General features: G+C 73.2%; 22 protein-coding genes. 9 read left to right on the forward strand and 13 right to left on the reverse strand.

The genetic code is table 11. From position 1 onward, the window contains the following. Positions 1-4: 4 nt before the first annotated feature. On the reverse strand, positions 5-502 hold the full coding sequence (locus OG435_RS20655) for a transposase (RefSeq protein ID WP_266878622.1): 498 nt from the start codon (positions 500-502) through the stop codon (positions 5-7). A 203-nt stretch (positions 503-705) separates the two neighbouring features. Between OG435_RS20655 and OG435_RS20660 the strand changes: the two genes are divergently transcribed. After that, positions 706-3585, forward strand: coding sequence for an ATP-binding protein (locus OG435_RS20660; RefSeq protein WP_266881938.1), 2880 nt, complete (start codon positions 706-708; stop codon positions 3583-3585). 240 nt (positions 3586-3825) lie between these two features. On the opposite strand, the gene OG435_RS20665 is transcribed toward OG435_RS20660, so the two are convergent. Together OG435_RS20665 and OG435_RS20670 are read right to left on the reverse strand one after the other, a co-directional pair. Then, positions 3826-4725, reverse strand: coding sequence for an alpha/beta fold hydrolase (locus OG435_RS20665; RefSeq protein WP_266878624.1), 900 nt, complete (start codon positions 4723-4725; stop codon positions 3826-3828). 362 nt (positions 4726-5087) lie between these two features. Next, positions 5088-5780, reverse strand: a complete 693-nt coding sequence (locus tag OG435_RS20670; protein ID WP_266878626.1) for a metal-dependent transcriptional regulator — start codon at positions 5778-5780, stop codon at positions 5088-5090. Between the two features lie 268 nt (positions 5781-6048). Between OG435_RS20670 and OG435_RS20675 the strand changes: the two genes are divergently transcribed. Then, positions 6049-6804 carry an SIS domain-containing protein gene (locus OG435_RS20675; protein ID WP_266878628.1) on the forward strand — a complete coding sequence of 252 codons (756 nt, stop codon included), beginning with the start codon at positions 6049-6051 and terminating at the stop codon, positions 6802-6804. On the opposite strand, the gene OG435_RS20680 is transcribed toward OG435_RS20675, so the two are convergent. Continuing rightward, positions 6801-8123 carry a PAS domain-containing protein gene (locus OG435_RS20680; protein ID WP_266878630.1) on the reverse strand — a complete coding sequence of 441 codons (1323 nt, stop codon included), beginning with the start codon at positions 8121-8123 and terminating at the stop codon, positions 6801-6803. The genes OG435_RS20675 and OG435_RS20680 overlap by 4 nt on opposite strands. Positions 8124-8471: 348 nt before the next feature. Here OG435_RS20680 and OG435_RS20685 point away from each other — a divergent pair, with 348 nt between their 5' ends. Then, positions 8472-8687 (forward strand): hypothetical protein, encoded by a 216-nt coding sequence (locus tag OG435_RS20685; RefSeq protein WP_266878632.1) that lies wholly within the window; start codon positions 8472-8474, stop codon positions 8685-8687. A gap of 263 nt (positions 8688-8950) precedes the next feature. Here the strand turns inward: OG435_RS20685 and pdxH are convergent, their stop codons facing one another. Further along, complete coding sequence (gene pdxH, locus OG435_RS20690; RefSeq protein WP_266881940.1) at positions 8951-9574, reverse strand: pyridoxamine 5'-phosphate oxidase; 624 nt, start codon at positions 9572-9574, stop codon at positions 8951-8953. A 237-nt stretch (positions 9575-9811) separates the two neighbouring features. On the opposite strand from pdxH, the gene OG435_RS20695 reads away from it, so the two are divergent. Beyond that, on the forward strand, positions 9812-10918 hold the full coding sequence (locus OG435_RS20695) for a citrate synthase 2 (protein WP_266878634.1): 1107 nt from the start codon (positions 9812-9814) through the stop codon (positions 10916-10918). 105 nt (positions 10919-11023) lie between these two features. On the opposite strand, the gene OG435_RS20700 is transcribed toward OG435_RS20695, so the two are convergent. The 7 genes from OG435_RS20700 to OG435_RS20730 form a co-directional block, all read right to left on the reverse strand. Next, complete coding sequence (locus OG435_RS20700) at positions 11024-11623, reverse strand: TetR/AcrR family transcriptional regulator (protein ID WP_266878636.1); 600 nt, start codon at positions 11621-11623, stop codon at positions 11024-11026. Next, positions 11611-12354 (reverse strand): enoyl-CoA hydratase family protein, encoded by a 744-nt coding sequence (locus OG435_RS20705; RefSeq protein ID WP_266878637.1) that lies wholly within the window; start codon positions 12352-12354, stop codon positions 11611-11613. The genes OG435_RS20700 and OG435_RS20705 overlap by 13 nt, the downstream gene beginning before the upstream one ends. 695 nt (positions 12355-13049) lie before the next feature. Then, the gene (locus OG435_RS20710) at positions 13050-14225 is read right to left on the reverse strand and encodes an acyl-CoA dehydrogenase family protein (protein ID WP_266878639.1); all 1176 of its coding nucleotides are present in this window, start codon (positions 14223-14225) and stop codon (positions 13050-13052) included. Then, positions 14222-16180 (reverse strand): acetyl/propionyl/methylcrotonyl-CoA carboxylase subunit alpha, encoded by a 1959-nt coding sequence (locus OG435_RS20715; protein ID WP_266878641.1) that lies wholly within the window; start codon positions 16178-16180, stop codon positions 14222-14224. Before OG435_RS20715 ends, OG435_RS20710 begins: the two co-directional genes overlap by 4 nt. Positions 16181-16188: 8 nt before the next feature. Then, positions 16189-17787 (reverse strand): acyl-CoA carboxylase subunit beta, encoded by a 1599-nt coding sequence (locus tag OG435_RS20720; RefSeq protein WP_266878643.1) that lies wholly within the window; start codon positions 17785-17787, stop codon positions 16189-16191. Further along, complete coding sequence (locus OG435_RS20725) at positions 17784-19805, reverse strand: acyclic terpene utilization AtuA family protein (protein WP_266878645.1); 2022 nt, start codon at positions 19803-19805, stop codon at positions 17784-17786. Before OG435_RS20725 ends, OG435_RS20720 begins: the two co-directional genes overlap by 4 nt. Beyond that, positions 19802-20635, reverse strand: coding sequence for a TIGR03084 family metal-binding protein (locus OG435_RS20730; protein ID WP_266878647.1), 834 nt, complete (start codon positions 20633-20635; stop codon positions 19802-19804). Before OG435_RS20730 ends, OG435_RS20725 begins: the two co-directional genes overlap by 4 nt. Positions 20636-21184: 549 nt before the next feature. On the opposite strand from OG435_RS20730, the gene OG435_RS20735 reads away from it, so the two are divergent. Beyond that, positions 21185-21934, forward strand: a complete 750-nt coding sequence (locus OG435_RS20735; RefSeq protein WP_266878649.1) for an HAD family hydrolase — start codon at positions 21185-21187, stop codon at positions 21932-21934. 12 nt (positions 21935-21946) lie between these two features. Here OG435_RS20735 and OG435_RS20740 read toward each other — a convergent pair whose 3' ends face one another. After that, positions 21947-22420 (reverse strand): hypothetical protein, encoded by a 474-nt coding sequence (locus OG435_RS20740; protein WP_266878650.1) that lies wholly within the window; start codon positions 22418-22420, stop codon positions 21947-21949. A gap of 86 nt (positions 22421-22506) precedes the next feature. Here OG435_RS20740 and OG435_RS20745 point away from each other — a divergent pair, with 86 nt between their 5' ends. From OG435_RS20745 to OG435_RS20760, 4 genes are all read left to right on the forward strand, one after another. Beyond that, positions 22507-23592 carry a helix-turn-helix transcriptional regulator gene (locus OG435_RS20745; RefSeq protein WP_266878652.1) on the forward strand — a complete coding sequence of 362 codons (1086 nt, stop codon included), beginning with the start codon at positions 22507-22509 and terminating at the stop codon, positions 23590-23592. Between the two features lie 61 nt (positions 23593-23653). Next, a complete protein-coding gene (locus OG435_RS20750; RefSeq protein WP_266878654.1) occupies positions 23654-23860 on the forward strand; it encodes a hypothetical protein in 207 nt (68 codons plus the stop codon). Positions 23861-24033: 173 nt separating this feature from the next. Beyond that, the gene (locus OG435_RS20755; protein ID WP_266878655.1) at positions 24034-24330 is read left to right on the forward strand and encodes a hypothetical protein; all 297 of its coding nucleotides are present in this window, start codon (positions 24034-24036) and stop codon (positions 24328-24330) included. A gap of 20 nt (positions 24331-24350) precedes the next feature. After that, complete coding sequence (locus OG435_RS20760; RefSeq protein ID WP_266878656.1) at positions 24351-25631, forward strand: RNA-guided endonuclease InsQ/TnpB family protein; 1281 nt, start codon at positions 24351-24353, stop codon at positions 25629-25631. Positions 25632-25660 lie beyond the last annotated feature (29 nt).

Genomic DNA, 25660 nt, shown 5'->3' on the forward strand with positions numbered 1-25660 from the left:
GGGTTCACTTGACCCGCACGTCTCCGACCTTCGGCAGGCGCAGCTTGCCGTCATCAAGGATCTTGAACCGGTCAGAGGCGGTGAAACGGGCGGACTCCCGATTGTCCTTCTTCGACTTGAAGCGCGGCGGAGCAACCTTGGGACCCTTGCGCTTGCCGGTCTTGGAATCCTCATGCGCGGCCCACGCTTTGTCCAGGTCCCTCAGCGCCTGTTGCAGCACACCGACCGGGGCATCCGACAGCCAGGCCCGCTCCCCGGTCTTCTTCGCGGTGGTGATCAGAGCCTTGGACAGGTACGGGTTCTTCGGGACCCGCAGGTACGGACCCTCGGCGGTTCGCCGGCTCGGGTTGCCAAGCAGCTTGTTCGACGCCTTGACGGGCTTGATCCGGGACAGCGCATCGTTCCAGACCACGCGCTTGCACCCGAACACCCGGCGGGCGCTGATGGCCTGACCAGGCGTCGGATAGACGCGGTACTGGTAACGGAGTTGTACGCCAAACACCGTACTCCGATTGGAATATGGTCGAATATTAGAACATTTGCACTGGCAGGCGATGCGTTTCCCTCATGCACGGCCACTTGGTCTTCGTTACAAAGTAGCGGCACCAGTCTTTACCGATCAGCACCTGCGAGGTTCACGCAGGCGGCCATCGCCCGCTGGAGGAGCAGCGGATCACCGCGTACGAGGAGCTGGCCGAGGCCCGCCTGGAACTCGGTGAACACCACAAGCTGGCCGACGAGTTGGCGGGCCCCGCCGCGGCGCACCCGCTGCGTCAGCGGCTGCGCGGCAGCCAGATGCGGGCGCTGTACCGCGCGGGCCGTCAGAGCGAGGCCCTCGCCGTCTACGCGCACCTGCGCGAGCTCTTCGCCGAGGAACTCGGCATCGACCCGGGGGTGGAGCTCTCGGCCCTGTACGAAGCCATCCTCCGCCAGGATCCCGCGCTGGTGCGGGTGGGGGCGGGGGGCGCGGGCGCGGGTGCGGGACCGGGTGCGGGCGCGGGCCCAGGTGCGGGACCGGGCCCAGGTGCGGGACGGGGTGCGGCTGCGGGACCGGGTGCGGGCGCGGGACCGGGTGCGGGCGCGGGCCCTGGGGCAGGCCCAGCCGCAGGGCCGGCCGCGGAGCCCGGACCGGCGTCTTCGGAGGAGGCGGCCCGGGGCCGCTCCCGGGCGGCCGGGCGCGGTGGCGGGATCGGTCCCGGGGGCCTGCCCGCCCCCGTCAGCTCCCTCGTGGGCCGCGAGGAGGCCGTCGCCCGGGTGTGCGCGGCACTCCGGGCCGGCCGGCTGGTGACGCTGTGCGGGCCCGGCGGCGTGGGCAAGACCCGGCTCGCGCTCGCCGCGGCGGCGCGGCTGGAGGGGGCCCACCCCGACGGCGTGTGGTTCGTGGAACTCGCCGGCGCGCACGGTACGTCGGTCGCCGAGACGGTGGCCGCCACGATCGGGATGCGCGAGGACGACGCGGGCGGCGGCTCGGTCGGGGAGCGGCTCGCCGAGGCCTTGCGCAGGCGCACGGCACTGCTCGTACTCGACAACTGCGAACACCTCCTCCCGGCCGCGGCGGCCCTCGCCGAACAGCTCCTGCGCCGCGCCCCCGGCCTGCGCGTCCTCGCCACCAGCCAGGAGCCGCTCGCGCTCTCGGGCGAGGTGATCGAGGCCGTCGCCCCGCTCGCGGAAGCCCAGGCCGTGGAACTGTTCGCGGCCCGTGCGGCCGCTGCCGCCCCCGGCTTCGCCCTCGGCCCCGACACCGCCGAGGCCGTGGCCCTGATCTGCCGCCGGCTGGACGGGATCCCGCTCGCGCTGGAGCTCGCCGCGACGCGGGTACGGGTCCTGGGGGTGGAGACCCTGGCGGAACGGCTGCACGACCGGTTCCGGCTGCTCAACCAGGTACGCCGCGACGCCCCGGCCCGCCAGCGCACGCTGCGCGCGACGATCGACTGGAGCTGGGGGCTCCTCTCCCCGGCCGAGGCGGCCGTACTGCGCCGGCTGTCGGTGTTCGCGGGCGGATTCACCCTGGAGGCGGCCGAGACGGTGTGCGCGGACCCGGACGCGGGGGTCGCCCGCGAGGACGTGCTCGATCTGCTCACGCGGCTCGTGGACTGCTCGCTCGTGGTGTCGGCCTACGGGGGCCCGGCGGACGGGGACCCGGCGTACGGACACACCGCGTACGGGGACACGCGGCTGAGGCTGCTGGAGTCGGTGGCGGCGTACGGACTGGAGCGGCTCGACGCCGCCGGGGAGACGGACGCGACCCGGCAGCGGCACGCGGAGTACTGCACGGGCTTCGCCGAGCGCGCGGCCGGGCATCTGCGCGGGCCCGGCCAGGGCGAGTGGCTGCGGCGGCTCGACCGGGAGAGCCTCAACGCCCGGGCCGCCCTGGAGCACGCGGGAGCCGGGGAGTTGGGGCGGCGGCTGGTCGGCGCGCTGTCCTGGTACTGGTTCCTGCGCGGCCGGATCCAGGAGGCCACCGAGGCCGGCCGGAGGGCGGGCTCCCCGGCCCTGCACGCCGCCTTCGCCCTGCTCGGCGGGGACGACAGCCACCTGGACGGCGACTTCGCCGGCGCCGAACTCCGCAGCCAGTGGCTGCTGGCCCACGCCCGGTGCGGATTCGGCTCCGGATCCGGATCCGGCTCCGGCTCCGGCATGCAGGTGGGGAGCGAGCTCGGACTCCTCCCCGAACGGTTCCGCGAGGGCGGCGACCGATGGGGCGACGGGGCCGCGCTGCTCACCCTCTCCACGCGGGCCTTCTACGACGGCGACCTCGCGGAACTGCGCCGCAACGCGGAGGCGGCGGCCGCGGTGTTCACGGAACTCGGCGATCGCTGGGGCCTGTTGCAGACCTCGGAGCAGCTCGGCATCCTCGCCGAGGTGACCGGGGACTACGCGGCCGCGGCACGGCTGCACGAGGACGGCGTACGAGACGCGCAGGAACTGGAGTTGTGGACGCACGCCTCCTTCCGGCTGGCCCGGCGGGGCCGCATCGCGCTGCTGACCGGCGACCTGGCGCACGCGGCCGACCTGCACGGACGGGCCCTGCGGCTGGCGGAGGAGCAATCCCATCGCCCGGCCGAGCAGTTCGCGGCGATCGGGCTGGCCCTGGGCGCGCGGCGCGGCGGCGACCTCGACGGAGCCGAGGCCCTGCTGCGGCCGTGGCTCGCCTGGAACCAGCGGCTCGGGGTGGACTCCGGGGCGGCGCTGGTCCTGGCGGAGCTGGGGTACGTGGCGGAGTTGCGGGCGGATCCGGCCGCGTCGGAGTCCCTCCACCGGGACGGCCTCGCGGCGGCCCGCCGCACCGGGGACCCCCGTGCGCTCGCCCTGGCCCTGGAGGGCCTGGCGGGGATCCTCCCGCCCGCCCGGGCGGCCTCCCTGCTGGGCACGGCGACGGCGCTACGCGCCTCGGCGGGCACCCCGCGCCCCCAGGCGGAGCGCGCCGACACCGACCGCGCGGCGGCCCGAGCCCGCGCGGCCCTGGGCCCGGAGGCTTTCACGGCCGCCTTCGCGGCGGGCGAGGGGCTCCCGCTGGGGAACAGCTCGGGTTGTTGGGGGGTTTCTGACCGCTGGCTTGTGCTGCGGGGTGGTCGGGGGCGTTGACAGGGTCCGGGGGGAGGAGGGGGGAGGAGCGGCCGAGTCACGAATGCGCAGCCCCCTTCGGCCGGTGGGCATCTGGGCACCGCCCCGGCAGGACCGTGAGATCAGCCGGGACGGGGGCTCGGGGCGGTCAGAGCATCCAGGGTCGGGGGGCTGAGCACCCTTTCCGTGACCTTCGGCAGCCACTAGGAGTGGGGGGATGGGGAGGGGCTCAGGGACCGGGGTGACGCCGCGCCCCCTCTCTTACGCCGATGCCTTGATGCCCTCCAAGAACGGTTCCACCGCCGCGCGCCAGGCTGCCGGGTGGTCGTAGTGGAGGTAGTGGCCGGCGTCCGGGATCTCGGCGTACTGGCCGGCTGGCAGGACGCGGACCATTTCCTGGGCCTCCGCCCGGCCCAGTTCGCCGTCCAGGCCGCGGACGACCAGGGTCGGGCAGCGGACCTGGGCGAGTTCCTCCCAGTGGGCGTCGTGCACCCACGTCTCGCGGGCGGTCAGCATCTGGCGGCGCGAGAAGAGCGGGCGCCAGCCGTCTTCGGCCTCGTGCATCACCTCGGCGAAGAACTCGCCCCGGCCTGGGTCCGGGCGCTCGACCCGCGGGTCGTCCTCGCCGAACCAGCGCCGTGCGGCGTCCTGGGTGGGGAACGGCAGCGGCCAGTGGCGGAACCATTCCTCCCATTCCTGCTGCGAGGCCTCCCCCAGCGCGGACGCCCGCATGTCGCAGATGACCAGGGCCGCCACGAGGTCGGGGCGGCGGGCCGCGAGCTGCCAGGCGGTGAGGGCGCCCATGGAGTGGCCAATCAGCGTCACCGGCGCGAGGCCGAGCTGCTCGACGGCCGCTTCGGCGTCGGCGACGAAGGCCTCGCGGCCGTAGGCGACGGAGCTGGCGGAGGTCACGGGGCGTTCGCTCTGGCCGTGGCCGCGCTGGTCGAGGGCCACGACGCGGCGGCTCGCGCCGAGCCAGCGGGCGGTGCCCGCCCAGTGGAAGGCTCGGCCCATCAGGCCGTGCAGTAAGAGGGCCGCGGGCTCACCCGGGGGCGGCTGGGGCGTCGCCCGGTCCGGGTCCGCGCCCGCAGTCGCTCCGCGGAACTCCCAGGCCGCCAGGCGTACGCCGTCGGCCCCCGTCACATCGAGGCGTCGTACCACCGCAGATGCACCCCCTTCGCTCCCGGCCACAGTATCGAACCCGTATTCGAAAACGGGGTTCTCGCCGACAACACCGCTCTTTCGAGTGACCTTGCTCAAGGATTGACCGCCGCTGCCGATGGAGATCCTTTCAACAGGGAGGCGGACCGCTCGGGGAAGACGGTCCGAAGGGATGACCTTGAGAGCTCGGGGCTCCAGGTCAAGCAGGGGAGGACCGGTCCCGGCGCCGTAAGGCGCCGGGACCATCCATACAGATCCGCACCGGTCCACGCCGGCCGACACCAGCCGGATTCGCTCGCACTGGCGACCCGATCGAACGCCCGTGCGTCAGCCTGTCGAAGACCCCCCAGCCCCTCCGTCCGTCAGCGCTTCGCCACGAACACGTGCGAGGCGATGTCCGCCTCCAGCTCCGCGGCCTCGCCCCCACTGCCGACCAGCACACCGCCGGGCGACTCGGTCACGCTGACCACCGAGCCGGGCTGCACGCCCGCCCGCCGCAGCGTGTACATCAGCTGTGCGTCCGTCTGGATCGGCTCGCCGATCCGGCGGATCACCACGGTCTTGCCCTCCACGCCCGGGTCCAGCTCCGCCAGGCTGACCATGCCCTCCTCCAGGAAGGGATCGGCCTCGGCCTTCTCGCCCAGTTCCTCGAGCCCCGGGATCGGGTTCCCGTACGGCGATTCGGTCGGGTGGCGCAGCAGCTCCAGCACCCGCCGCTCCACCGCCTCGCTCATCACGTGCTCCCAACGGCAGGCCTCGGCGTGCACCTGCTCCCACTCCAGGCCGATGACGTCGACGAGCAGACACTCCGCGAGGCGGTGCTTGCGCATCACCCGCGTCGCCAGCCGGCGCCCCTCTTCGGTCAGCTCCAGGTGCCGGTCGCTGGCGACGGCCACCAGGCCGTCGCGCTCCATCCGCGCCACCGTCTGGCTCACCGTCGGACCGCTCTGATCGAGCCGCTCGGCGATGCGGGCGCGCATGGGGACCACACCTTCCTCTTCCAGTTCGAGGATGGTGCGGAGGTACATCTCCGTGGTATCGATCAGTCCGGACATTCGTGCCCCTCGGATTGCGTGCGCTGGCCCTGCCCCCAATTCTGACCCATCGCGCCGACAACCGTCCCGTGTAGGACGTCAAGGGCCGTTCCGGACTGCCTCGAAACACCCCCCGCGCCCCGGTGGCCACCTCTCATTACGCCGCCCACCGGGCCTTTCGCCCCGTGGATTGACGTTCGTATTGACAGGCCCTTGGTCCAGACCGCACGGTGAGCGGCGGACACGGACGACAACCTCAACCACTCCCACCCCGGAAGGCCATCGGCGTATGAGCGAGAGCAAGCTGGCCGGTCAGTTCTTCGACGCCGCGATCGGCCTGCTGGAGCGGGTACGGGACGAGGAGTCCGCCCGGATCAGCGAGGCCGGCACCGTCATCGCGGACGCCGTGGCCGCCGGGAACAAGCTCTTCGCCTTCGGCGCCGGGCACTCCTCGCTCCCCGCCCAGGACGTGGTCTACCGGGCCGGCGGGCTCGCCCTCATGAACTTCCTCGCCGTCCCCGGCACCGCGGGCATCGACGTCATGCCCGCCACCCTCGGCAGCGCCCTGGAGCGCGTCGACGGCCTCGCCGGGGCGGTCCTGGACAGCAGCCCGGCCAGTGACGGCGACGTCCTCGTGATCATCTCCCTCTCCGGGCGCAACGCGCTGCCGGTCGAGATGGCCATGAACGCCCGCGCGATCGGCCTCAAGGTCATCGGCGTCACCTCAGTGGCCTACGCGACCGACACCAAGTCCCGCCACGTCTCCGGCACCTTCCTCAAGGACCACTGCGACATCGTCCTCGACAGCAAGATCGCGGTCGGCGACGCCGAGCTCACCCACGAGGGCATCGAAGCCCCCTTCGCCCCCGCCTCCACCGTCGTGACCAGCGCGATCATGCAGGCGGTCATGGCCGCCGCGGCCGGCGAGCTCGTCGCCCGCGGGGTCGAGCCGCCGCTGCTGCGCTCGGGCAACGTGGACGGCGGCCACGAGTGGAACGGCCGCGTCATGCAGGAGTACGGCGACCGCATCTTCTTCCGCCACTAGGCCGTACGCGGGCTCCACGTCGCCAGGTCCAGGTCCGCCGCTACGCGGGCCGCCACCTCCTCCGCGTACGCCGCGTCCGCGCGCTCGAAGGCGGCCCTGGACGGTCCCCGCAGGAACGTCAGCGTCCCCAGGCTCCGGCCCCGGCTGCGCAGCACCGTGCACAGGGCGTGCGCGGCCCCCTCGGGCCAGCGCCGCGCGCCCGCCCACGCCCCGTCGGCCTGCCCGCGCGGCGCGCTCGTCCGCACCGACCCGGCCCGGTCCAGCGCCTGCAGCGCCGGGTGGCCGGGCTCGTAGCGCACCGGGATCGCCCCGGGCTCGGGGAGCCCCAGTCCGGGCGGGGAGGCCGACCAGCGCAGCAGCCGCGGGGGCTCGGGGTCCCGTAGCGGATCCAGTACGTCCACCAGCGCGTGCTCGGCGAAGCCCGCCAGGGCGAACTCCAGCCGCACCGCAGCCGCCTCCACCGGGTCCTCGCACTCGGCGGCGGCCCGCCCGGCCCGGTACAGCTGATGGGACCGGAACCGCAGCTGCGCCGTGTCCAGCTGCGCCTGCCGGGCCTCGGTGACGTCCTGGAACAGCAGCGCGACCCCGAGCGGTACGGGTTCCTCCGCGAGCGGCGACGCCAGGCGCAGGAACCCGCACCGCCAGCACCGCCGCCGCACGCCCTCGGGGCCCCGTACGGACACCCACAGCTCCAGCGGCGCCGGGGGCGCGCCCTCGGCCAGTACGTGCTGCAGGGCCCCCTCCAGCTCCTCCACCCCCTGCGCGAGCAGCTCCCCCAGCGGACGCCCGAGCAGCACCGTCCGCCCGGACCCGAAGGCGCGGGCGGCATGGACGTTGACCACGGCCGGCCGCAGATCCACATCCACGAGCACGACCCCCCAGGAGGCGTCCTCCATGAGCGCCTCGCTCAGGGCGATGGAACGCTCCAGGTCGATCTGCGCGTGCACCTCGCTGAAGGCGCAGTACACCCCAGCCGGCTTCCCGTCGGCGCCCGGCACCCCGGCGGACTGGGTCCGCACGAGCACCCGCCCGCCGTCCTTGGTCAGCAGCGCGAACTCGTGCACCTGCCGCCCCGGAACGTCCTGCGCGGACATCAGCCTGTCCTGCACGTCCTGCGCGTCGGCGGCCCGTACGGCCCACCCGGCGAACCCCTTGCGCCCCACGGCCTCGATCGCCGACCACCCGAGGATCCGCTCGGCCTCACGGTTCCAGTGGGTGATCACGCCATCGGCATCGAACGCGCACAAGGCCGCGTCCATCCCGTCCAGCAGCGCCGCGAGCAGATCGTCGGCGGTCTCGTCACGTCCGGATGCAGTCACCTGGGCCCCCTGCAGGTGTTCGCGTGTGCGGCACGTCACGTCATTGAACTCGAACGTGACGCAGCCCACACCCACTTCCCGCAATCATCCCGGTATGTCCGGCACCCAGGGGCTGTCCGGTCAGCCGAGAAGCACCACGAGGAGCGCGATGACGGCAAGCGTGACCGCGGCGATCGCCACGTTCGCCCCGCCCGGCCGCACCCACCGCTCCCGCCGCGCGGCAGCCCGGGCCGGGCCTCGGCCCGGATGTCGTGCAGCTCGGCCCACCGCAGCCGCACCCGCAGGAAGCTCCGACAGGGTGGCAGCGAGGCCCGCAAGGGCCTCGATACGGGGAGTACGGTCACTTGTGTGGCGCCCAAGAAGATCACGGACACGATCCCTCAGGACCAGCTGCGGGAACTCGTCACCTGGCTCCAGGAGGAGCACGGCCCTGCCACCGAGGGCGAGCGCGCGGCCGCGTTCGATGAGCTGAAGGTTCTCGACGCCGAGCACGAACGCCGCCGTCGCCGGGGGGCTCCGGAGGCCCTGGATACGCCTGCAGAATCGCCCCCGAAATTCGGTTGAGCGCGACCTGCGGGGGTGCCTACAGTGGTGGCACACAGAAGGGAGGTGGTTGCCGCAATGTACGGAAACCGGACGCGTGAGGTGGCTGCGGGCTAAAGCGCCCGCTGTCGCACGCACCTAGTGCGGTGCCTGGCGGAGTCGCCGGCGCCAATCCCAAGCAGTCACCCGACCCGCGAGCTCGCCGGTACGTCCGGCCGGCTTCCCCCACTGCAGGGGGGAAACCCGAGCTCGCGGGTCGCCTGCGTGTACGGGCCCCTACGGGGTCACGGGCAGAGGCGTTCCACGCGCCAGGTGCCGGCCTCCAGGACGTAGCGGAGGCGGTCGTGGAGGCGGTTCTCGTGGCCCTGCCAGAACTCCACCGCGTCGGGGACCACACGGATGCCGCCCCACTGCGGGGGAACCGGAACCTGTTCGCCCTCCGGGTAGCGGGCCTCCAGTTCCGCGTAGCGGCGGTCCAGCTCCGCGCGGGAGGCGATCACCGTGGACTGTTCGCTGGCCCAGGCGCCCAGCTGGGAGCCGTGCGGACGGGAGCGGAAGTACGCCGCCGTCTCGTCGCGGCCGATGCGGGAGGCCGTGCCGGTGACGATGACCTGGCGGGCGATGGGGTGCCAGGGGAAGAGCAGGGAGACGAAGGGGTTGGCGGCCAGTTCGCGGCCCTTGCGGGAGTCGTAGTTCGTGAAGAACACGAAGCCGCGGTCGTCGAACTGCTTCAACAGGACCGTGCGCGAGCTGGGGCGGCCGTCGGGAGTCGCCGTCGCGACGACCATCGCGTTAGGTTCAAAGACGTTCGCCTCCGCCGCGTCCCGGAACCAGCGCGCGAACTGGCCCATCGGCTCCTCGGCGAGGCTCTCCTCGGCGACGAGCTGGGAGCGGTACTGCTTGCGCATGTCGGCAGGGTCAAGGTGCTGATCGGTCACGCGGCCATCCTGCCGCAGTGGGACGTCAGCGACTGTGCCGTATGTCACGCTTCCCCGCGCCAAGCGGAACGGACAAAATCTTGGGGCCGGTCCGACGGTCCCGAACGGATGACCATCGGCCGTGCCGGGCATCAACGGGGATGACCGCGCCGGACCGCGAATCACGCCGGGAGCCGCGCGTGTTCGCACTATTTGAGGAGCCGCCTGATGTCCGACTTCGTACCCGGTCTCGAGGGAGTCGTCGCGTTCGAAACGGAGATCGCCGAACCCGACAAGGAAGGTGGGTCGCTGCGCTACCGGGGCGTCGACATCGAAGACCTCGTGGGCCACGTCTCCTTCGGGAACGTCTGGGGCCTGCTCGTCGACGGTGCCTTCAACCCCGGCCTGCCGGCCGCCGAGCCCTTCCCGATCCCGGTGCACTCCGGTGACATCCGGGTCGACGTGCAGTCCGCGCTCGCCATGCTCGCCCCCGTGTGGGGTCTGAAACCGCTGCTCGACATCGATGAGCAGACCGCTCGTGACGACCTCGCGCGAGCGGCCGTCATGGCGCTGTCGTACGTCGCGCAGTCCGCGCGCGGCCAGGGCCGGCCGATGGTCCCGCAGAGCGAGATCGACAAGGCCGAGTCCGTGGTCGAGCGGTTCATGATCCGCTGGCGCGGCGAGCCCGACCCGCGCCACGTCAAGGCCGTCGACGCCTACTGGACCTCGGCCGCCGAGCACGGGATGAACGCCTCGACCTTCACCGCGCGCGTCATCGCCTCGACGGGTGCCGATGTCGCGGCCGCGCTGTCCGGGGCGGTCGGTGCCATGTCCGGACCCCTGCACGGTGGGGCGCCCTCGCGCGTCCTCGGCATGATCGAGGAGATCGAGCGCACCGGCGACGCCGTGGCGTACGTGAAGAAGGCCCTGGACAAGGGCGAGCGGCTGATGGGCTTCGGCCACCGCGTCTACCGCGCCGAGGACCCGCGCGCCCGCGTGCTGCGGCGTACGGCCAAGGAGCTGGACGCCCCGCGCTACGAGGTGGCCGCCGCGCTGGAGAAGGCCGCCCTGGAGGAGCTGCACGCGCGCCGTCCCGACAGGGTGCTCGCGACGAACGTGGAGTTCTGGGCCGCGATCATGCTGGACTTCGCGGAGGTCCCGGCGCACATGTTCACCTCGATGTTCACGTGTGCCCGGACCGCCGGCTGGTCCGCGCACATCCTGGAGCAGAAGCGCACGGGCCGCCTGGTCCGTCCCTCGGCCCGCTACACCGGGCCGGGCGTGCGCAACCCGCGTGAGATCGAGGGCTTCGCGGACATCGCCTCCACTGCCTGAGCGAACGACCGCGCCGGCCGCCCCCGCACAGGGCCGCCGCCGTGACGGACGGGCGCCGCATCCCCTCGGGGGTGGGGCGCCCGTCGCGTTTCGGTGGCCGCGGATTCAGCCGAGTTCCGAGTCCAGGATGCGGGCCCATTGGGCTACCACCCGCGCCCGGCGGGCGGTGTCGTCGGTGAGGACGTTGGCCAGGCCCAGGCCGCGGGCCATGTCGAGCAGGCCCTGCACGGTTTCCCGTACGCCCGGTACGGACTCGTCCGCGCCCAGCAGTTCCACGGCCATGCGGTGGGTCTCGCGGCCGACGCGGGCCTCCAGCTCGGCCACGCGGGGCCGCAGCTGCTCCTCGTGGGAGGCCGCGACCCAGAGCTGGAGGGCGGCGCGGAACATCGGGCCGGTGTACAGGTCGATGAGCGCCCCGACCACATCGGCGCGGGCCGCGGCGGCGCCTCGGGGGAACAGGTCCAGCAGGGCGGTGGAGCGCACCTCGGCCATGTACTCGACGGCCGCCGTGAACAGTTCCTCGCGGGTGCGGAAGTGGTGCTGGGCCGCTCCGCGCGAGACCCCGGCGCGCTCCGCGACCACGGCGACCGTGGATCCGGCCCAGCCTTGTTCCGCGAGGCAGGAGACGGCCGCTTCGAGGAGGTGGCGGCGGGTGACGCGGCTGCGGGCCTGCTTGGGGCCCGTCTCCGTGGTCACCGGAGCCATGACGGCTCCCGTCGCTCGAAGCGGGCGGTGATGCCCTCGCGGGCCTCGGCGGAGGCGAAGTGCCGGGCGGACAGCTCGGTGAGGGCGGTGCCGTCCCGCTCCAGGGAGGCCCGTACCGGGGCGGTGACCAGACGTTTCGTCGCGGCCAGGGCCTCGGGGCCGGCCTTGAGCAGGCCGTCCAGGACGGGGGCGAGCACCTTGTCGACGTCCGCGTCCGGAGTGTGGAGGGTGAGCAGGCCGATGCGGGTGGCTTCGGCGGCGTCGAAGACCTCGGCGGTCAGGAAGTAGCGGGCGGCGGCGCGGGGGTCCAGGCGCGGGAGCAGCGGCGCGGAGATCACGGCCGGGACGACCCCGAGGTGCGTCTCCGTGAAGGCGTACGTGGACGCCTGCTCGGCGGCGGCGATGTCGCAGACGCCGAGCAGCCCGAGGCCCCCCGCGCGGACGTGGCCGGTGACCCGGGCGACGACGGGCACGCGGAGCTCCGCGATCTCCCGGAGCAGGGCCAGGAAGTCCGCGGGGTCGCAGGGGGATTTGAGGTCGGCGCCGGCGCAGAAGGTGGTGCCGGTGTGGGTGAGGACGATGGCGCGGGTTGACGCTTCGGCGGCTGCCGTGGCGAGGGCGGTACGGAGTTCCTGGACCAGGGCGGCGGAGAGGGCGTTGCGGTTGGCCGGGGAGTCGAGGGTGAGGGTGGTGAGGCCGGGCGTTCGCTCGGCGTGGACCAGTGGGGGCATGTCTCTCCTCCGGAGGGGGTGGTCGGCTCGGTCGGAATCCCCTCCGGGGAGGGTATGCGGGCCGCCTGCGGCGGGCTCGGGTGGGCTGGGGTGGGCCCCGGTGGGCTGAGGTGGGTCTGGTCGGCTCCGGTCGGCCGGTGCGGGTGGCTTGGCCTTGCGGGGCGGAGTCCCCGCTGCGACCTTTTGCCGCTGCGCGGGGCGGAGTTCCCCTACCCGCCCTTCCACCGTTCCCCGGGCTCTGCCCGGACCCCGGTCCTTAAGCGCCGGACGGGCTGAAAGCGGGGTACCGGGCTGCGCCCGGACCCCCTGGGGCTCCGCCCCAGACCCCGCGCCTCAAACGCCGGCGGGGCTGGATTTTGGCTGATGTCGGCTCGTACCCGCGCGCACCGGTGGGCCACTTCAGCCTCGCCGGCGTTTGAGGCGCGGGGGTCCGGGGGCTAGCCCCCGGGAACGGCGCCGCACGCGGCAACGGGTCCGGGCGGAGCCCGGCTGGGGGTCCCCCCGGACGGAGTCTGGGGGATGGTGGAAGGGCAGGTAGGGGACCTCGCCCCGCTGGGCACCCCAGCCGCACCCGACCACGATCCTCGTGCCGGGACGGCAGTGGAACCACCACCGACCCGCCACGGCCGGACGGAGTCCGGCGCAGCGGCCCGAAGCCCGCGCAGCGGTGCGAGGGGCGCGTCGAGAAGGCGGGCTCAGTAGGACTTGGGCAGGCCCAGGGTCTGGTGGGAGATGAAGTTCAGGATCATCTCCCGGCTGACCGGGGCTATCCGGGCCACCCGGGAGGCGACGATCAGCGCGGCCAGGCCGTACTCACGGGTGAGGCCGTTGCCGCCCAGGGTGTGGACGGACTGGTCCACCGCCCGGACGCACGCCTCCCCCGCCGCGTACTTCGCCATGTTCGCCGCCTCCCCCGCCGCCATGTCGTCGCCCGCGTCATAGAGGTGGGCCGCCTTCTGCATCATCAGGCGGGCCAGTTCGAGGTCGATGTGGGCGGCCGCCAGGGGGTGGGCGATGGCCTGGTGGGCGCCGATCGGGGTCTTCCAGACCTGGCGGGTCTTCGCGTAGTCCACGGCCCGGGACAGCGCGTAGCGGCCCATGCCGATGGCGAAGGCGGCGGTCATGACGCGCTCGGGATTGAGTCCCGCGAAGAGCTGGAGCAGGCCCGCGTCCTCGTCGCCGACCAGGGCGGAGGCGGGGAGGCGCACCTCGTCAAGGACCAGCTCGAACTGCTTCTCCGCCGCCTGGAGTTCCATGTCTATGGGGGTGTGGGTGAAGCCGGGGGCCTCTCGGGGGACGATGAACAGGCAGGGCTTGAGGCTGCCCGTCCGGGCGTCCTCCGTGCGGCCCACGATGAGGGTGGCGTCGGCGATGTCCACGCCGGAGATGAAGACCTTGCGGCCGGTGAGGACCCAGTCGTCGCCGTCCCGGCGGGCCGTGGTGGTGATGCGGTGGGAGTTGGATCCGGCGTCGGGTTCGGTGATGCCGAAGGCCATGGTGCGGGTGCCGTCGGCGAGCCCGGGGAGCCAGGTCCGCTTCTGGTCCTCGGTTCCGAAGCGGGCGATGACCGTGCCGCAGATGGCGGGCGAGACGACCATCATGAGGAGCGGGCAGCCGGCGGCGCCGAGTTCTTCGAGGACGATGGACAGTTCGGCGATGCCGCCGCCTCCGCCGCCGTACTCCTCCGGGAGGTTGACGCCGAGGTAGCCGAGTTTGGCGGCGTCCGCCCACAGTTCGTCGGGGTGGCCGCCCTCGCGGGCGATGCGGGCGAGGTACTCGCGACCGTACTTGCGCCCGAGGGCGGCCACCGCCGCGCGCAGGGCCTGGTGTTCTTCGGTTTCCAGTGGGGTGGTGCCGAGGGTGGAGCTCATGCTTCCTCCTGGACTACGGCGAGCAGGGCGCCGAATTCGACCTGTTGGCCGGTGACGGCGTGGAGCGCGGTGAGCGTGCCGGAGGCGGGCGCGAGGATGCGGTGCTCCATCTTCATGGCCTCCAGCCAGAGCAGGGGCTGCCCGGCGGTGACGGGACTGCCGGGGGTGAGGCCCTCGGCGACGCGGACGACGGTGCCGGGCATGGGGGCGAGCAGGGAGCCCGGTTCGGTGCGGTCCTGGGGGTCCTCGAACCGGGGGACGGGGGTCAGGGCGTGGGAGCCGAGCACGGAGTCCACGTAGGTCGTGTTCGATTTTTGTTTCACGTGGAACAGCCGCCGGACGCCGTCCACTTCGAGGGCCACCGCGTGGCGTGCGGCGGACAGGATGCGCACTCCGGGGTGGTCGAGGAGCTCCGGAGGCCCGCTGCGGGACGGGTGGTAGCGGACTTCGTGCTCGGCCCCGGCCGCCGTGTACCGGCGGCTCTGCGGCTGGGAGCGGAGGTTGCGCCAGCCGCCGAGCCGGGTGGCGAGCGGGGCGTCCGGGTCGGGGGCGGAGTCGGCGAGGGCGGCGGCGAGCGCGCTGAGCGCGGGCCCCCGGTCGTCGGGGCCGGCCTCGGTGAGGGCGGGCAGGTGGCGCTCGTAGAACCCGGTGTCGAGCCGGGCCGCCGCGAACTCCGGATGCCGCAGGGAGCGTACGAGGAGTTCGCGGTTGGTGGTCAGCCCGTGGATCCGGGCTCCGGCGAGGGCGTGGGCCAGGGCGCGGACGGCCTCGGCGCGGGTCGGGGCATGGGCGACGACCTTGGCCAGCATGGCGTCGTAGTGGACGGAGACGGTGTCGCCGTCGGTGAAACCGGTGTCCACACGGACCGTCGAGGGGACGTCGAGGGTGTGCAGGACACCGGTCTGCGGACGCCAGTCGGCGGCCGGGTCCTCGGCGTAGAGACGGGCCTCGACGGCGTGTCCGGCGGGCGCGGGCGGGTCCAGGGGGAGGGCGGCGCCCTCGGCGATCCGCAGTTGCAGTGCGACGAGGTCGATCCCGAAGACCGCTTCGGTGACGGGGTGTTCCACCTGGAGGCGGGTGTTCATCTCCAGGAAGTACGGGCGGCCGTCGGCGGTGACCAGGAACTCCACCGTGCCCGCACCCTCGTACGAGACCGCGCGGGCGGCGGCCACGGCGGCCTCGTGGAGCGTGGTGCGCAGGGCCTCGGGCAGGCCAGGGGCGGGGGCTTCCTCGATGACCTTCTGGTGGCGCCGCTGGAGGGAGCAGTCGCGGGTGCCGAGCGCCCAGACGGTGCCGTGGGAGTCGGCGAGGATCTGCACCTCGACGTGGCGGCCGCGCTCCACGTAGGGCTCGGCGAAGACCTCTCCGTCGCCGAAGGCGGACAGGGCCTCGGCGGAGGCGGCTTCGAGGGATTCCTTGAGGGAGTCGAGGTCGCGGACCACCCGCATCCCGCGGCCGCCGCCGCCCGCCGCCGCCTTGAGGAGCAGCGGGAGGTCGGCGGTGGTGGCCACGTGCGGGTCGACGGGGTCGAGCAGCGGGACCTTGGCTGCGCGCATCAGCTCCTTGGCCCGGGTCTTGGAGGCCATGGCCTCCATGGCCTCCGGCGGCGGGCCGACCCAGGTGAGCCCGGCGGCGCGGACGGCGCGGGCGAAGTCGGCGTTCTCGGAGAGGAACCCGTAGCCGGGGTGGACGGCGTCGGCGCCCGCCGCGAGGGCGGCCGCGATGACCAGGTCGCCGCGCAGGTAGGTGTCGGCGGGGGCCGCGCCGGGCAGCCGTACGGCCGCGTCGGCCGCGCGGACGTGCAGGGCGTCGGCGTCGGGGTCGGAGTGGACGGCGACGGTGGCCAGGCCGAGCGCGCGGGCCGTGCGGAAGACGCGGACCGCGATCTCGCCGCGGTTGGCGACGAGGAGGCTGGTCAGGGGGTTCAGCGGGTTCTGGGGCGTGTTCAGAGTCATGTGCGGGCTCACATCCGGAAGACGCCGAAGCCGCCACGGGCGCCCTCGACGGGGGCGTTGTGGACGGCCGACAGGCACAGGCCGAGGACGGTGCGGGTGTCGCGCGGGTCGATGACCCCGTCGTCGTACAGCCGTCCGGACAGGAACATCGGCAGGGACTCGGACTCGATCTGCGCCTCCACGAAGGCGCGCATGCCGGCGTCGGCTTCCTCGTCGTACGGCTGACCCTTCGCGGCGGCCGACTGGCGGGAGACGATGGACAGCACGCCGGCGAGCTGGGCGGGTCCCATGACGGCGGACTTGGCACTGGGCCAGGCGAAGAGGAAGCGGGGCTCGTAGGCGCGGCCGCACATGCCGTAGTGGCCGGCGCCGTAGCTGGCGCCGATGAGGACGGAGAGGTGGGGGACCTTCGAGTTCGAGACCGCGTTGATCATCATCGAGCCGTGCTTGATGATGCCGCCCTGCTCGTACTCCTTGCCGACCATGTAGCCGGTGGTGTTGTGGAGGAAGAGCAGCGGGATGTCGCGCTGGTTGGCGAGCTGGATGAACTGGGCGGCCTTCTGCGATTCCGCGCTGAAGAGCACCCCCTGGGCGTTGGCGAGGATGCCGACCGGGTAGCCGTGCAGGCTGGCCCAGCCGGTGACCAGGCTGGTGCCGTAGAGGGGCTTGAACTCGTCGAAGTCGGAGGCGTCGACGATCCGGGCGATGACCTCGCGGGGGTCGAAGGGGGTCTTGAGGTCGGCGGGGACGATCCCGAGGAGCTCCTCCGGGTCGTGGAGGGGTTCCTCGGCGCGTGCCGGATCGGGGTGCGCCTTGCGGTGGTTGAGGCGGGCGACGACGCGGCGGGCCTGGCGGATGGCGTCGTGCTCGTCGAGGGCGTAGTAGTCGGCGAGGCCCGAGGTCCGGGCGTGCATGTCGGCTCCGCCGAGGGACTCGTCGTCGCTCTCCTCGCCGGTGGCCATCTTGACGAGCGGCGGGCCGCCCAGGAACACCTTGGAGCGGTCCTTGATCATGATGGTGTGGTCGGACATGCCGGGGATGTACGCGCCTCCGGCGGTGGAGTTGCCGAGGACGACGGCGACGGTGGGGACCCCGTCGGCCGAGAGGCGGGTGAGGTCGCGGAAGATGGCGCCGCCCGGGATGAAGATCTCCTTCTGGGAGGGGAGATCGGCGCCGCCGGACTCGACGAGGCTGATGCAGGGCAGTCGGTTCTGCCGGGCGATCTCGTTGGCGCGGAGTGCCTTCTTGAGCGTCCAGGGGTTGGAGGCGCCGCCGCGGACGGTGGGGTCGTTGGCCGTGACCAGGCATTCGACGCCTTCGACGGTACCGATGCCGGTGACCATCGAGGCACCGACCGGGTAGTCGCTCCCCCAGGCGGCGAGCGGGGACAGCTCCAGGAACGGGGTGTCCGGGTCGAGGAGCAGCTCGACCCGCTCACGGGCGAGGAGCTTGCCGCGGGTCTTGTGCCGGGCGGTGTACTTCTCGCCGCCGCCGGCGAGGGCGGCGGCGTGCGCGGCATCGAGCTCGGCGAGGCGTGCCAGGGCGGCGGTACGGGCCTGCGTGTGCTCGGGGGCGAGCGGGTCGACGGCACTCTTGAGGCGGGTCACGGGGTCCCCTCCGGGGTGGTGGTGGGCGCGGGGGGCTCCGCGAGTGGCTCCGCGGGTGGTTGCGGCAGCCCTGCCGGGGCCTCCGTGGGGGGTTGCGGCGGGGCCGCGGGTGACTCCGCGGGCCGTGGCGGCAGGGCCGCGGGGGCCTGCGCGGGTGGCTGCGGCAGCCCTGCGGGGAGGTCCGTGGGGGGTTGCAGCAGGGCTGCCGGGATGTCCATGTGGCGGGAGCGGAGCCATTCGCCCAGGGCCTTGGCCTGGGGGTCGAAGCGGTGGCCGGAGGCCACGCCGTCGCCGAGGATCCGGGTGACGGTGAAGTTGAGGGAGCGCAGGTTCGGGAGCTCGGCGCGGGTCACTTCCAGTGGGGCCGTCTCGGGGAGCAACGCCTTGAAGGCTTCGACGGTGAGGGTGGTGCGCAACCAGTCCCAGGCGGGGGCGGTCTCGGCCCACAGCCCGACGTTGGCGTCCCCGCCCTTGTCTCCGCTGCGGGCCCCGACGAGGGTGCCGAGCGGGACCCTGCGGGTGGGGGTGGTGGGCTCGGGGGTGGTGGGCCCTGCGGGGCTTTCCCCCACCCCGCCCCTTCCCGAAACCGGGGGCTGCGCCCCCGGACCCGCCGGGCCGGGCTCCGCCCAGGGCCCTTCGGGGGCTCCGCCCCCGGACCCCCGCTCCTCAAACGCCGGAGGGGCTGGATGTGGCGCCGGAGGGGCTGGAACCGCCGCCTCAGGGGCGCGGTTCGGGGCGAGCAGGATGCGGGTGCCGTCCGGGAGGACTGCTGTGTGGGGGACCTCGGTGGAGGGGGTGCAGAGCGACTCGAAGACTCCGTACGGCTGGGCCGGGGACGGGGGGGCCGTGACGTGGAAGCCGGGGTAGCTGGCCAGGGCCAGTTCGATGGCCGCCGAGGTCAGGGCCCGGCCCACCCGGTCGGGGGACGGGTCCCGGACGACCAGGCGGAGCAGCGCGCTCGCGGTCTCCTCGGTCGGAGCGTCCTCGTGGTCCGTACGGGACAAGGTCCAGACGACCGACTCCACCGGCGTCAGGAGCGGAGCCAGCTGCTCCCGCACCAGCGCCGCCTTCGCGTCGATGTCCAGGCCCGTCAGGACGAAGACGACCTCGTTGCGCCAGCCACCGATGCGGGTCACGCCCACCTTCAGGGTGCCGGGCGGGGCCTCCCCCAGGACCCCGGAGATGCGGACCCGGTCCGCACCCGCCTCCGACAGCCGGACCGTGTCCAGGCGGGCCGTCACGTCGGGGCCGAGGTAGCGGACTCCCTGGGTCTCGTAGAGGAGTTGGGCCGTGACCGTACCGACGGAGACGACGCCGTCCGTGCCCGGGTGCTTCGTGATGACCGACGAGCCGTCCGATGAGATCTCGGCCAGCGGGAAGCCGGGCCGGGTGACGTCGTGCCGGGTGAAGAACGAGTAGTTGCCGCCCGTGGCCTGGGTGCCGCACTCCAGTACGTGGCCCGCCACCACCGCCCCGGCCAGCCGGTCGTGGTCGTCCGGCGCCCAGTCGAACCACCAGGCCGCGGGCCCGCTCACCAGCGCCGCGTCCGTGACCCGGCCGGTCACCACCACGTCCGCGCCCGCCCGCAGGCAGGCCGTGATCCCGGCGCCGCCCAGGTAGGCGTTCGCGGTGAGTGCGCCCGCGCCCGGTCCCGGGTACGGCATCAGGTCGTCGCCCTCCACGTGTGCCACCGCGACCGGGACGGACAGCTTCGCGGCCAGCGCGCGTACCGCTCCGGCGAGTCCCGCCGGGTTCAGGCCGCCCGCGTTCACGACGATCCGTACGCCCCGCTCGTGGGCCAGGCCGAGGCACTCCTCCAGCTGGCGCAGGAAGGTTTTGGCGTAGCCGAGTTCCGGGTTCTTCAGGCGGTCGCGGCCGAGGATCAGCATGGTCAGCTCGGCCAGGTAGTCCCCGGTCAGTACGTCGAGGGGGCCGTCCGTCAGCATCTCGCGCAGGGCGTCGAAGCGGTCTCCGTAGAAGCCCGACGCGTTGCCGATGAGGAGGGGGCGACGGGTCATCGGGAGGCCCCCGGCGTGCGGCCGGGGCCCGCCGGGCCCGCGAAGGCCTGGGCGATGTCGAGCCAGCCGTCGGCGTCGGGGCCGGACGCCGTCAGGGCCAGGTCGGCGCGGTGGGCGCGCTGGGTCACCAGCAGGCAGAAGTCGAGCGCCGGGCCGGTGACCCGCTGCGGTGCGTCCTCGGGACCGTACGTCCACAGCTCGCCCGGGGCTCCCGGGGCTCCCGGAGCCGTCAGCTCCACCCGGAACTCCCCCGTCGGCGCCGGCAGGCCCCGTACCGCGTACGCGTAGTCGCGCGCCCGCACTCCGATCCGTGCCACGTGCCGCAGCCGGGCCGTGGGTACGCGGCGCACCCCGAGCGCGTCCGCCACGTCCTGGCCGTGCGCCCAGGTCTCCATCAGGCGGGCGCTCGCCATCGACGCGGCCTTCATCGGCGGCCCGTACCAAGGGAACTTGGCGTCGGGCGAGGCCGCGGCGAGGGCCCCGTCGAGTGCGGCGCGGCCGTCCCTCCAGCGGGCGAGCAGCTCGGCGGGGGCCAGTGCGGCACCTTTCTCGGCGCCCGCGTCGACGAAGGAGTCGGGGGCCTTCAGGGCCTCCTCGACCAGCCCTGCGAAGGCGGCGGCGTCGGTGAGCGCGAGCAGGGCGGCCCGGTCGGTCCAGTGGAGGTGGGCGATCTGGTGGGCGAGGGTCCAGCCGGGGGCGGGTGTGGGCTTCGCCCAGTCGGGGGCGGGCAGCTCCCCGACCAGGGAGTCGAGTTCCCGGCCCTCCTCGCGGAGATCGCCGAAGACGGCGACGACGGCGGAGGTGTTCTCGACAGCGGATGGATCGGGCACGGGTGCGCTCCCCTTCTCGGCGTGAGGGGAAGCGTGGCAGTCGCCAGGAAAACAATCAAGCGTGCTTGCATTTATTCTTGGACGCGAACGGGTGGGGGTAGGAGGGGACTTGGGCAGTCGGCGATGCCTTCGTGACGGGAGCGGTACCGGGCGTGCCCTGCGGGCGGCCGTCCCCTACCCGCCCTTCCACCATCCCCCAGACTCCGTCCGGGGGGACCCCCAGCCGGGCTCCGCCCGGACCCGTTGCCGCGTGCGGCGCCGTTTCCGGGGGCCAGCCCCCGGGCCCCCGCTCCTCAAACGCCGGAGGGGCTGGATTTACCTGCGGGCAGGCGCAGGTAGGCGCCGGGGCTGGATGGCGCGGAGCGCCATTTCAGCCGTCCGGCGTTTGAGGACCGGGGTCTGGGGCGGAGCCCCAGGGGGCCCGGGCCCAGCCCCCGGGAGCCCCCGCGCGGGGCTCCCCTTGCGCGGCGCCCGGCTCCGCGGCGAGGATCCCCGGCACGGCCTAGCGCGCGACAGGGACAGGGACGGGGACGGGGACGGGGACGGGACATGGATGTGAACGCGTACGGGGACGAAGGCGTGCTCGCGGGTGCTGTCAAAGGCGTGATGTTCGACTTCTCCGGCACCCTCTTCCGCGTCCAGCCCACCGAGGACTGGCTGCGCGCGGTCGTGGCGGACAGCGGGATCGAGCTGCCCGAGGCCGAACTCACCGGGTTGGCCGTCCTGCTCGAGGAGGCGGGCGCCCTGCCCGGCGGGGCCTCGCCGCGGCGGTTGCCGGGCCGGCTGGAGCCGCTGTGGCGGGAGCGGGACCTGAGCCCCGAGCAGCACCGGGCCGCGTACACCGCCCTCACCCTCGAGGTGCCGCTGCCCTCCCCGGAGCTGGCCGACGCCCTCTACGAGCGGCACTGGACCCCCGCGGCCTGGCGGCCCTACCCCGATACCGCCGCCACCCTCGCCGCCCTGCACGATCGGGGCGTCCCCGTCGCCGTCGTCAGCAACATCGGCTGGGACCTGCGCCCCGTCTTCCGCGCCCACGGGGTCGACCGGTACGTCGACGCGTACGTGCTCTCCTTCGAGCACGGAGTCCAGAAGCCCGATCCCCGCCTGTTCCGGGTCGCCTGCGAGGCGCTCGGGGCGGCGCCCGCGGATGTGCTCATGGTCGGCGACGACGCCGTCGCGGACGCCGGGGCCGCGGCGCTGGGGTGCCCGGTCCGGCTGGTCGAACACCTGCCGGTCGAGCAGCGGCCCAGTGGGCTGGGCGCGGCGCTCGGGCTGCTCGGTCCGCTCGGGCTGCTCTGACGGCTGCCACCGTCAGGACGCGCCGTCGGCCGCCCGGCGGGTGAAGTCCATCGTCCAGTTGTGGACCCAGACCTCGCCCCCGTCGGCCGAGAAGAACTGCTCCCACCGCGGGGAGTCCGTGTCCGTGCGCGACCACACGAACCGCACCCGGACCGCCTTGCCCTCGTAGGTGTCCTCGCCCTCGAAGACTCCCGTCCCCGTCGTCGCGTCGAACCGTCCCATGACGGGCGGGAAGAGGGTCCCGGTGCGGCGGCTGCCCCAGTTGAGGGCCCACTGCTCGCGCTCGTGGTCGTAGAGGCGCAGGGTCAGTCCCGCGAATCCCTTCGTCGGGAACTCGATCTCGTCGAAGCTCGCGGCGCCGTCGAAGTGGCGGGTGGCCCGGGACACCGCCGGGAACTCCTCCCAGCCGCTGTCCGCGTCCAGGAAGTCGACGAGCCAGCGGTTGGCGACGTCCCAGTTGCCGGCGAAGAAGTCGAAGTCGTTCATGTGCGGTCTCCCCAGAAGGCTGTTCTCCGTGCTGATGGGGGAACCGTAGGAGGACTCCACTGACATCCTGTGTCAGTGAAGTCCACATGAAGTCCAGCCGACTGCTCTCGATCCTGCTCCTGCTCCAGACGCGGGGCCGGATGACCGCCGCCGAGCTCGCCGGGGAGCTGGAGGTGTCGGTCCGTACGGTCTACCGCGACGCGGAGGCACTGGCCGCCGCCGGCGTCCCGCTGTACGGCGACGCCGGACACAGCGGCGGCTACCAGCTCCTCGACGGCTACCGCACCCGCCTCACCGGGCTGGCCGCGGGCGAGGCGGAGGCGCTCTTCCTCACCTCCATGCCCGGCCCCGCCGCCGAACTCGGCCTCGGACAGGCCCTGTCCACCGCCCAGCTGAAGCTGCGTGCCGCGCTGCCCGCCGAGCTGCGCGCGCAGGCCGACCGGATGCGGCTGCGCTTCCACCTGGACGCGCCCGGCTGGTACGCGGAGCACGAGGAGACCCCGCACCTGGCGCGGATCGCCGACGCGGTGTGGCGGGGGCGGGTCGTCGGGGTCCGGTACCGGCGCTGGAAGGCGCCCCACGAGGTGGACCGGCGACTGGCCCCGTACGGGCTGGTCCTGAAGGCGGGGCGCTGGTACCTGGTCGCGGGCTCGGCGGCCGAGCAGGGCGCGCCGGGTACGTCGGGTACGTCGGCCGCGCCGGGTACGCCGGCCGCGCCAGGTGCGCCGGCCCCCGCCGGCCCCCCGTTCACCTACCGCGTGGACCAGATCCTGGCCGTCCGCGAGACCGACGAGGAGTGCGCGCTCCCGGACGGCTTCGAGCTGGCCGCCCACTGGCGGCGCACGCAGGCCGAGTTCCACGAGCGGCTGTACCCGGAGGAGGCGGAGGTACGGGTCTCCGCGCGCGCGGCCGCCCGGCTGACCGGCGCCCAGGCCAGGGCCCTGGCCGCCACCGGGACCCCGGACCCGGAGCTGCCCGGGTGGACACGGGCGGTCCTGCCGATCGAGTCGCAGGACCACGCGCAGGCGCGGTTCCTGGAGCTCGGCGCGGAGGCGGAGGTGCTCGCCCCACCCTCCCTGCGCCGCCGCATCGGAGCGGCCGCGGCCGCGACGGCGGCCCGCTACGGGACTGCGGGGGCGGGCGGAGCCGAGGGCGGGGGCGAGCCCGGGTGACGGTTCGCACAGGAACGGGTGAGGCCTTCCCTCCGGCGCGGGCGGCTGGGATGCTCCGCGCATGACGACTCGTGGAATGTATTTCGCGACCGCCGCCCTGAGCGCCCTCGCGCTGGGCGTGGCCATGGCCAGCGGCTGGGGCCAGGACTTCCCGGACGGGGAACGGCCGACCGGGACGACCGGGACGGCGCACGTCGAGGCGAACGTCCAGCACGCGGACGTGAAGCCCCTGCCCGCCCCGCCGGCGGGCGACATCATCTGGAACTGACCGGGACCGACCGGAGCGGACCGAGCGACCGAGCTGACCGGACCGGCGTGGCCTGAACTCGCCCCACCCCTCCCCCATCCGACCCTCAAACCTCCCTGGAACAAAGGGAGTCGGTATACGGTCGTCGCCGACCAGGACGGGCACGAGGTACGGGGCACGGGGGCTGGAGCGATATGAGTGTCGACGTTCGCTATCTGGTGGAACGGATCGCGCTGACCCTGATGGCCGTATCGGGCGTCGTGGTCCTGATCGCGGACCTCTTCGGGCGGCTCGACGAGACCCTCCGCACGCAGGTCGCCCGGCTCGACACCAGCTTCCAGGCGCAGCTCGCCAAGCTGGACATCCGATATGGCGTCAGTGAACCCTTTCCGCCGGTACTTGGCGACGAAAACCAAGTGAACGTGCAGGTGGCAGACAACATGACGCACGGTTCTGACATCGGGATGAGGATTCCAGCTCGGCGACATTAACCACTGCTAGGTTCCCGATCGTGAGCCAAGACACCCTGGTCAAGCGACAGTTCGGGCACCGTGCCCGGCTCGCGCTGTCGCCTGCCGGGGTTCGCAAGGCAGATGATCAGGCACACGCGGCCCGCACCATGTGGAATCTGCTACATGCGTGGTGGCGGATGATGCCGAAGGAGAAGCGGACCCTGACGAACGCGGATGCAGCGATCCGCCAGGCCCGGGGCGACATCGACTTTCTTGCTGTTCTTCCCGCGCAGGCCGCGCGAGCGGTGCTGAAAACGTACTTCCAGGCATGGAAGAACTGCTGGGACGGCCGGGCCGACGCCCCGAACTTCAAGGGCCGGCTGCGCACGGTGATGTCCGTGGACGTCCCGCAGGGCCGGGACCTGAACATTATCCGCGTGCATCGCAGGTGGGGCATGGCCAACCTGTCTAAGGTCGGCCGGGTCCGCTTCCGGTGGACCAAGGACCTGCCCGTGGGCAAGCGTGCAGGCCTGGAGAACCGAGTCACCGGGGCGCGGCTGGTCAAGGACGCTCTCGGCTGGCATATCGCCTTCCGCGTCCAGGCCCTTCAGGTCAAGCCCGAGCCCCACCAAGGGCCAGAGATCGGCATCGACGTGGGCGTCACTGTCCCCATCGCCCTCTCAGACGGTGAGACGTACGAACACGACGAGTGGCTGACGGAGAGGGAGCAGGCGAAGCTCCTGCACCTGGAGCAGCGCGCCGCACGGCGTAAACGGCACCGCACTCCCGGCGAACGGACCAGCCGCCGACTGCACCACACCTACGACCAGATCGCAGGACTCCGCGCGAAAGCCAAGCGCAGGGCACTGGACTGGCAGCACAAGACGACCACCACCATCGCCCGCACCTACGGCACGGTCGTGGTCGAAGCACTCACCATCACGAACATGGTCAAGTCCGCCAGGGGAACCATCGAAGAGCCGGGGAAGAACGTCGCCCAGAAGTCTGGGCTGAACCGTTCGATCAGCGGGGAGGCGTGGGGCCGGACGGTCACCATGCTGACGTACAAAACCGCCCGGCTCGGCGGCACCCTGCACAAGGTCCCCGCACCCAACACCTCCCAACGCTGCTCAGGGTGCGGCTTGACCACGCCCGGCAGTCGGGAGTCCCAGGCCGTGTTCGTATGCAAGAACCCGGACTGCGGGTGGTCGGGCAACGCCGACTGGAATGCGGCCCGGAACGTCTTGCATCTGTACCGGATGGGCCTCGCGCTCGTCCCGGCTGCCGGGAGGGCAGTCTCCAGGCGTGCCAAGCGCGTCGAGCCCGCTGCCGCAAGGTAAGCAGGAATCTCCCAGCTCCAGCCGGGAGA

The sequence above is a fragment of the Streptomyces sp. NBC_01264 genome (assembly GCF_026340675.1).
Lineage (GTDB): Bacteria > Actinomycetota > Actinomycetes > Streptomycetales > Streptomycetaceae > Streptomyces.

What these genes read in the sequence shown, in the direction of transcription:
- OG435_RS20700 (WP_266878636.1), bottom strand. Translation starts at nt 11,623, where the DNA reads ATGGCTCCGGTGACCACGGAGACGGGCCCCAAGCAGGCCCGCAGCCGC.
- OG435_RS20755 (WP_266878655.1), top strand. Translation starts at nt 24,034, where the DNA reads ATGAGTGTCGACGTTCGCTATCTGGTGGAACGGATCGCGCTGACCCTG.
- OG435_RS20670 (WP_266878626.1), bottom strand. Translation starts at nt 5,780, where the DNA reads ATGTCCGGACTGATCGATACCACGGAGATGTACCTCCGCACCATCCTC.
- pdxH (WP_266881940.1), bottom strand. Translation starts at nt 9,574, where the DNA reads ATGCGCAAGCAGTACCGCTCCCAGCTCGTCGCCGAGGAGAGCCTCGCC.
- OG435_RS20750 (WP_266878654.1), top strand. Translation starts at nt 23,654, where the DNA reads ATGACGACTCGTGGAATGTATTTCGCGACCGCCGCCCTGAGCGCCCTC.
- OG435_RS20725 (WP_266878645.1), bottom strand. Translation starts at nt 19,805, where the DNA reads ATGACCCGTCGCCCCCTCCTCATCGGCAACGCGTCGGGCTTCTACGGA.
- OG435_RS20740 (WP_266878650.1), bottom strand. Translation starts at nt 22,420, where the DNA reads ATGAACGACTTCGACTTCTTCGCCGGCAACTGGGACGTCGCCAACCGC.
- OG435_RS20705 (WP_266878637.1), bottom strand. Translation starts at nt 12,354, where the DNA reads ATGCCCCCACTGGTCCACGCCGAGCGAACGCCCGGCCTCACCACCCTC.
- OG435_RS20745 (WP_266878652.1), top strand. Translation starts at nt 22,507, where the DNA reads ATGAAGTCCAGCCGACTGCTCTCGATCCTGCTCCTGCTCCAGACGCGG.
- OG435_RS20735 (WP_266878649.1), top strand. Translation starts at nt 21,185, where the DNA reads ATGGATGTGAACGCGTACGGGGACGAAGGCGTGCTCGCGGGTGCTGTC.
- OG435_RS20695 (WP_266878634.1), top strand. Translation starts at nt 9,812, where the DNA reads ATGTCCGACTTCGTACCCGGTCTCGAGGGAGTCGTCGCGTTCGAAACG.
- OG435_RS20675 (WP_266878628.1), top strand. Translation starts at nt 6,049, where the DNA reads ATGAGCGAGAGCAAGCTGGCCGGTCAGTTCTTCGACGCCGCGATCGGC.
- OG435_RS20710 (WP_266878639.1), bottom strand. Translation starts at nt 14,225, where the DNA reads ATGAGCTCCACCCTCGGCACCACCCCACTGGAAACCGAAGAACACCAG.
- OG435_RS20715 (WP_266878641.1), bottom strand. Translation starts at nt 16,180, where the DNA reads ATGACTCTGAACACGCCCCAGAACCCGCTGAACCCCCTGACCAGCCTC.